The sequence below is a fragment of the Ligilactobacillus pobuzihii E100301 = KCTC 13174 genome, from assembly GCF_000349725.1.
In the GTDB taxonomy this organism is placed as follows: domain Bacteria; phylum Bacillota; class Bacilli; order Lactobacillales; family Lactobacillaceae; genus Ligilactobacillus; species Ligilactobacillus pobuzihii.
Genome location: NZ_APCP01000112.1, coordinates 1 through 5,363, shown reverse-complemented (window position 1 = coordinate 5,363; position 5,363 = coordinate 1). Strand labels below are relative to the sequence as shown.

Here is a 5,363-nt window from a genome sequence, read left to right as displayed (position 1 = left end):
ATGGTATTACCGCATTCTTCCAGGCGATCATTGACGCAGTTCAATGGGTCTTTGATCTCTTGCCTGAATGGTTGTTTATCATTGTGATCTTAGCACTCACATATTGGGTCAAAAAAGATCAAAAGAAAATGGGCTTCATGATCTTTGAAGTTCTCGGTCTGTTGTTGATTTGGAACTTGGGTTACTGGCGTGATATGACACAGACTTTAACGCTAGTCTTGTCATCAAGTTTGATTGCTGTGATCATCGGGATCCCCTTGGGTATTTGGATGGCGAAAAGCGCTAAGGCTGAAGTCGTGATCAAACCGATCTTAGACTTTATGCAGACGCTGCCAGCCTTCGTTTATCTGATCCCAGCCGTAGCTTTCTTTGGTATCGGGATGGTCCCAGGTGTCTTGGCATCTGTGATCTTCGCTATGCCACCAACAGTTCGGATGACTAACTTGGGTATCCGTCAAGTCCCTGAAGACTTGATCGAAGCAGCCGATTCTTTTGGTTCAACTAGTTGGCAAAAATTGATCGGACTGCAATTACCAATGGCTAAAAACACGATCATGTCCGGTGTTAACCAGACGATGATGTTAGGCCTTTCCATGGTCGTTATCGCATCTATGATCGGTGCACTTGGTTTAGGTACGCAGGTTTACTTTGCTGTTGGACGTAACGATGCTGGTGCAGGTTTCGCTGCCGGTATCGCAGTGGTTATTGTCGCTATTATCTTGGACCGGATCACTCAATCGTTCAACAAGTCATCGCATTAAAAAGGGGGAAACAATGTGAAACGCAAACTTTCAGTTTTGCTTAGCAGCATTGCTGTTTTAGGGTTGACCCTGCTTTTAGGTGCATGTGGCTCAGATCCAGCTGCTTATAATCCAGACAAAAGTTTAGGCGAACAGTTGAATTACACTATTACTGGGATCGATGCATCTTCTGGTGAAATGGATAATGCAACTACAGCTTTAGACAAATATGGTTTGAAAAAAGCTAATTGGCAGTTAATGCCAAGTTCTACAGCTGCAATGACAAGTACGTTAGATAAAGCAATTAAATATAAGGAACCGATCGTTGTTACTGCTTATCAACCACACTGGATGTTTTCGAAATATCCAATCAAATGGTTGAAAGATCCTAAAAATGTTTTCGGTAAAGGAGAACATGAAGCTACTATTGCGCGTAAGGGATTGAAGAAAGATAACCCCGGTGCTTATAAACTCTTACAAAACTTTCATTGGGATCTCCATAAAGATGCCGAGCCAGTTATGATGTCCATTAATAATGGGACTGACTCAACCCAAGCTGCTAAGACGTACATTAAGGATCATTCAAAGAAGGTTAATGAAATTTTAAAGGGTGTTCCTGATGGAAAAGGTAAAAAAATCAAGCTAGTTTATATGCCGTATGATTATGAAATTGCTGCTTCTAATGTGGTTTCACAGCTATTGAAAAAGAAAAATTACGATGTAACATTACAACAATTAGACGTTGAAGTTATGTGGCAAGCAATTATTTCTGACAAAGCTGATGCGACTGTAACTGCTGAATTGCCTGCTACCCATCGTGCTTTTGCTAAAAAATATAAGGGTCAATATGACTATGTGCGGACAAATCTGAATGGTGCTCGTATTGGATTAGCTGTTCCTAAGTATATGAAAGACATTAATTCGATCGAAGATTTGAAAAAATAATCGTGCACTAAATTCTAGTTTGTTACAGAATAACAAAAAAGCTATCATCCGTTTGGGTGGTAGCTTTTTTGCTGTGTGATCTCTAAATTGGATAAATTGTGTAAGCTTAAGAGTGCAATGTAAAATCCTGTGAAATTGATGCGCTTATCTATTACATATTGGAATTAAAGAAAGTAACTAACCAGAATTACTACCAAAGATGCTGCCAACATGTAATCATCCTGCAAACTGACTTTTTGATTTTTTTATTAAGTAAGAAGACACTGCTAATTTTTTTGAGTTGAACAAGGTCACTGTGTCTTTGTCGTCCATCTTTAGTAATTTGATAATATTTTTTTGACCGCATCGTTTTCTCTAGTTTGGTATAAGATTATTAAAATGAGTGGATCGAAAAATATCTTTTGTTGCGTAAAAGCGAATGGACTTAAAAATAGTTTAGAAACATCTTAGTGGTTCGATTAAAACAGCGACCTGTATCGTTATAAGTAATATGTGTTCGATATACCTGATTTTTATATTTGTGCATAGTAAAAACGACTGGGACAAAACTAGCTGTGCGATCCTAAAAGGGCCGTCGATCTATCCCATTAAATGGGTTAGATTGGCGGCCCTCAAACGTGTTCCAAAAGATTGAAGCCTTACTGTAACAACGATTGATTACTTTATTCTGGTTCTCCGCTTTGCTACGACTCAAAATAAAGTAATCATCGTTACAAATCGGCCTCAAAACATCTTTTGTCTCACTCTCTTAAAAATAATTATTGGTTATCGATTTGGTAATCTTTTTGCTTTAATAAGTTAAAGATAAAGGCCAATGCCATACAACCGACTGCGATCGTAAAGATATTATGCAAACCATTATGATAAATCGAATGCATTACGGGGATCAATTTGTCAGGTAGTTGATCAACCGTATGCGGGTTGATCATTTTATTAAACATATTTACTGTTAAATGTGCTTCTGGATGAGCATTGATACCGTGCATTAAGGAATGGTTCATAACGATCCCGAACGCAGATATCGAGATACTTTGCGAAAGTGTTCGGACTAAAGTGTTGAAAGATGTTGCCATCCCAACATCTTTAGGATCTACGATACTCTGTGAAATAATAGTTGAACTTGTAACGGTGATACCAAAACCAGTTCCCATAAAAATACCGATCAATAAGAAGGCATAGAAGGGCGTATCAGCTGGTAAGAACATAAAGACTGATCCAGAAACAACTAATAAGCCCATGCTTAACATTAAAATATTACGCGGTGTCATCTTAGATAAGAGGATACCTGCAACAAAAGAACCAAAGATCCATAAGATCGAACTTGGTGTAGTGGCGAAACCAGCAATTGTAGCTGGTAAACCTAATAAACCTTGTGTCCATGATGGAACGTATACGTCAAACGCGATCAAAAAGATCGACATCATGGATACAGCAAAGTTTTGGATTACAAAAGTCCGCTTTTTAAAGAGGTCTAACAAGATGATTGGATCTGATGCCCGTTTTTCTTGCCGGATAAAAAGTAATAAACCAATGATCGCAGCCGCAAAAACAATAATTGCTGCGGTGACATCAATATGGTTTTGGTTCAAGATCTCAACGCCATATAAGATCCCACCGATCGTCAGTGAGAGCCATACGATCCCCCACACGTCTAATTTACCATGTGCATAATGTTTATCTTCTCTCAGATTGAACCAGATTAAAAGAATAGATATTAACCCGATCGGAACGTTGATGAAAAAGATCCATTTCCAGTTCAAATGATCAACGATCAAACCACCTAAAAGTGGTGCTGCGACTGATGCGATCCCCCAAGCTGAATTATTTAATCCCATGATCTGTGCACGCTTATCTGGCGGATAAATGTCGGCGATGATCGTATTGGAGATCGGCAAGATCGCACCTGCACCGATTCCCTGGACGGCACGCCAGCAGATCAATTGCGGCATGCTAGCGGAAAGGCCACTCAGCATTGAGCCGACTAAAAAAATCAAGAGACCTGTAATAAAAACAGGCTTACGTCCAATTTCGTCAACTAGTTTGCCATAGACTGGTGTTGACAAGGTAGTTGTCAATAAATAAATCGAAAAAACCCAGTTCATGATCGAGATCCCTTTGAGATCACCAACAATAGTCGGCATGGCCGTGGAGACTATTGTTCCTTCAACGGCACTTAAAAATGTGGCAATGAACAAAGCAAATGTAACTATACCTTTATTTGTTTTTTTATTTGAATTCAAGCTAAAAACCCCTAATAATATTAAAATTTCTCAGACATACTATCTTAGCATACTTATAGGGAAAAAATACATAGGTACATTAAGTGGAAACCAAAAAGTATAGGACACAATTCATTTTTTTGAATAATAAAGTTTTCAACTGTATAATTGATAGCGTACCAAAAATAGGAGTGTTTAAATGAAAGTTGGAATACCAAGAGAATTAAAGAATAACGAAAACCGTGTGGCTTTGCCTCCTTCAGGAGTGTTTGAATTAATTGAGGCTGGTCATGAAGTTTTTGTTGAAACAAATGCCGGACTTGGTTCAGCGTTTGAAGACCAAGATTATCGAAATGTAGGGGCTACAGTAGTTAACACCCCCGACGAAATTTGGTCACAAGAAATGGTAATGAAAGTGAAAGAACCCTTACCAGAAGAGTTTAAATACTTCCACGAAGGTTTATTATTGTTTACTTATCTTCACTTGGCTAATGCTTTAGATGTAGCTGTTGCTTTGCAAAAGGCAGGAGTTACTTCAGTTGCATATGAAAATGTTAAATTAGATAATGGTACTTTACCGTTATTATCACCAATGAGTGAAATTGCTGGTAGGATGGCGACACAGATCGGTGCAGAATTCTTAGAAAGCCCTAAAGGTGGCAAAGGTATCATCTTGTCAGGTGTGCCAGGTGTTAGAAAAGGGCATGTTGTCATTATTGGTGGTGGTGTTGCTGGAACTAATGCAGCTCGAGTTGCGTTAGGTTTAGGTTCACGTGTAACTGTATTGGATGTAAACAATAACCGTTTGAAAGAATTAGATACGGAGTTTAACGGTCGGATCGAAACTTTAATGTCAAATAGCTTTAATATTGCTACTCAGCTTCAAACTGCTGATCTGGTCGTAGGTGCTGTTTTAATTCCTGGCCATAAAGCACCGACTCTAGTTACTAAAGAAATGGTCGCAGATATGCCGGATAAATCAGTGGTCGTGGATATTGCAATCGACCAAGGTGGTATTTTTGAAACAGAAAATAAAGTTGGAACACATGATGATCCAACATATGTCGTTAATGGTGTGACACACTATGCTGTCGCAAATATGCCGGGTGCGGTTTCGCAGACTGCTACGATTGCTTTAAGTAATGCAACTTTACCATTTGCTAAAAGGTTAGCTAGTGGACCGATCGAAGATGTTTGGGCAAAAGAACCCTCTTTATTGCGTGGTGCGAATACTTATCAAGGACATTTAGTGCAAGAATCAGTTGCTGAAGATCTTGGTTTGCCATATACTCCACTAACAGATCTTTTACCAAAGAATAAGTAAAACCACTGAAAATACTAGTAATTAAAAAGAATTAATAATTTACTAAAGGTTGAAAGCACAAAAACAGACCGCAACCCTTGATATTACCTATTTGTGGTAACAAATATTAGTATTTTTCTTTTTTACGCACTACCA

The 5,363-nt window shown here is 38.6% G+C and carries 4 protein-coding genes; 3 read left to right on the top strand and 1 reads right to left on the bottom strand.

Going from position 1 to position 5,363, the window contains the following annotated elements:
* Both LACPOB_RS0101550 and LACPOB_RS0101545 read left to right on the top strand, forming a co-directional pair.
* Positions 1 to 761: ABC transporter permease (locus LACPOB_RS0101550; RefSeq protein ID WP_017867080.1), on the top strand; the 761-nt coding region annotated here is incomplete at its 5' end.
* Positions 762 to 776: 15 nt separating this feature from the next.
* The gene (locus tag LACPOB_RS0101545) at positions 777 to 1,685 is read left to right on the top strand and encodes a glycine betaine ABC transporter substrate-binding protein (RefSeq protein ID WP_017867079.1); all 909 of its coding nucleotides are present in this window, start codon (positions 777 to 779) and stop codon (positions 1,683 to 1,685) included.
* Positions 1,686 to 2,443: 758 nt separating this feature from the next.
* Here LACPOB_RS0101545 and LACPOB_RS0101540 read toward each other — a convergent pair.
* Positions 2,444 to 3,925: an MDR family MFS transporter gene (locus LACPOB_RS0101540; protein ID WP_017867078.1), complete on the bottom strand. Its 1,482-nt coding sequence runs from the start codon at positions 3,923 to 3,925 to the stop codon at positions 2,444 to 2,446.
* 178 nt (positions 3,926 to 4,103) lie between these two features.
* On the opposite strand from LACPOB_RS0101540, the gene ald reads away from it, so the two are divergent.
* Positions 4,104 to 5,228, top strand: a complete 1,125-nt coding sequence (ald, locus tag LACPOB_RS0101535) for an alanine dehydrogenase (RefSeq protein WP_017867077.1) — start codon at positions 4,104 to 4,106, stop codon at positions 5,226 to 5,228.
* The last annotated feature ends 135 nt before the right edge of the window (positions 5,229 to 5,363 follow it).

Excerpts from the sequence above, each read along its gene's own strand:
- ald (WP_017867077.1), top strand. The coding sequence starts at position 4,104 with ATGAAAGTTGGAATACCAAGAGAATTAAAGAATAACGAAAACCGTGTG.